The sequence below is a fragment of the Flavihumibacter sp. CACIAM 22H1 genome, assembly GCF_001601815.1.
In the GTDB taxonomy this organism is placed as follows: Bacteria; Bacteroidota; Bacteroidia; order Chitinophagales; family Chitinophagaceae; genus Flavihumibacter.
Genome location: NZ_LUKG01000040.1, coordinates 1 through 1,500, shown reverse-complemented (window position 1 = coordinate 1,500; position 1,500 = coordinate 1). Strand labels below are relative to the sequence as shown.

3 protein-coding genes are annotated in these 1,500 nt (G+C 43.9%); 2 read left to right on the top strand and 1 reads right to left on the bottom strand.

Features of this window, described 5'->3' with window-relative positions; translation table 11 throughout:
* Positions 1 to 20: 20 nt before the first annotated feature.
* Positions 21 to 449, bottom strand: a complete 429-nt coding sequence (locus A1D16_RS12205; protein WP_290709840.1) for a MarR family transcriptional regulator — start codon at positions 447 to 449, stop codon at positions 21 to 23.
* A 142-nt stretch (positions 450 to 591) separates the two neighbouring features.
* Between A1D16_RS12205 and A1D16_RS12200 the strand changes: the two genes are divergently transcribed.
* Together A1D16_RS12200 and A1D16_RS12195 are read left to right on the top strand one after the other, a co-directional pair.
* Positions 592 to 975 carry a BlaI/MecI/CopY family transcriptional regulator gene (locus A1D16_RS12200; RefSeq protein WP_290709838.1) on the top strand — a complete coding sequence of 128 codons (384 nt, stop codon included), beginning with the start codon at positions 592 to 594 and terminating at the stop codon, positions 973 to 975.
* Position 976: 1 nt separating this feature from the next.
* On the top strand, positions 977 to 1,500 hold a 524-nt coding region (locus tag A1D16_RS12195), incomplete at its 3' end, for a hypothetical protein (protein WP_290709836.1).

Genomic DNA, 1,500 nt, shown 5'->3' with positions numbered 1-1,500 from the left:
GTCTACGCCGGGGCTTTTTTTTACCCGCAGTTTTCTGAAATTTTTGCCAGTACTTTCCGGGCTATTAGAATTTCTTCTTCTGTAATACCGTCCAAAGCAATTTTCCTGTTTTTTAAAATTCTCGGATGCACCTGTTGCAGCAGGTCTTCCGCTTCCTGAGTAAGCCGAAGTTCAAAACGCCGCCGATCGGTGGGGTGACCGGACCGGTGCAGAAATCCTTTCCGTACCAATAAATCAATGATACGGGTAATGGATGCGTAATCTTTAAATACTACGACGGCAATCTGCTGCTGTGTTAGTTCCGGCTGGTCTTTCATGGCTTGTAACACCAATAACTGATCGATCGTAATTGCTCCGTATTCCTCGGAAATAGTTCGCTGGGCCATTTGACGATAGGTTTTAATAGCCCGTTCCAGTAAATAAAAAAAACTGGCATTCAGTTTCTCCACGCCCATAATATTGATAAGTCATTATTTGATATATCAATATTATGATTTAAATTTGACAAAATGAATTCCCGTGCATAAAATTTTCAGGCCCTTAACAAGGCTTTACGAAAACAATCGTATATTCGGTTTCAAAATGTTCACCATGCCTTCAACCAAGTATATTAAACCTACCGAAAGTGAACTGGAAATCTTGCAGGTCCTATGGAATAAGGAACTTGCCAGTGTTCGAGAAGTTCACGAGGAATTATCCAAAACCAAGGATGTGGGTTATACCACCACCTTAAAACTGATGCAGATCATGAATGAAAAAGGATTGGTGAAGCGGGATGATTCTGTTAAAACACATATTTACCAGGCTGCGGTAAGTAAGGAAAAAACGCAGAAGCATCTGCTTAATAAAATGATTGATGGGTTGTTTGGAGGTTCCCCTACCCAACTCGTATTGCAGGCATTGGGTAACCACCAGGCTTCGGAAGAAGAGCTGGCCGAAATCCAGCATTTGCTGAATAACCTTAAAAAACAGTAACATGTCTTTGTTCCCCCAGTATGCCTGGCTAGAGGCACTGGGCTGGACCATCGTAAACAGCTGGTGGCAGTTTGGAATGCTTTGGATGAGTTGGCTGTTATTACAAAAAGTTTGGCCCCGGGCTTCGGCCTCCCTCCGTTACAACCTTGCCATTGCTCACCTGCTGGTGGGTACCGCCTGGTTTATTATTGGATTTGCCGTTCGTTTAATTGCTCCCGATGAAGAATTGGAACCAATTTTGAACAACCCCCATGCCGCACAAGGCTGGGACTACCTGCAAAAACTTCCTCCCCTTTTATTTCCTTACCTGTCGCTGGTTTACCTCGTATGGCTGGGTACCCGGTTATTTCACCTGTTCTTTCAATATCAGCAGGTTAAAAAATCGGGCCTATCCGGACTGAAAAAATTAGCTCCCACCTGGAGGATCTTCACCGAATCAATGGCTGCCCAAATGAACATCGGGCGTCCCGTACAACTCTGGATGTCGGAAAAAATTGATTGTCCCCAAATAATGGGATGGATCAA

Bases quoted from the DNA above. Each gene is read 5' to 3' on its own strand.
- A1D16_RS12200 (WP_290709838.1), top strand. From the start codon at position 592: ATGCCTTCAACCAAGTATATTAAACCTACCGAAAGTGAACTGGAAATC.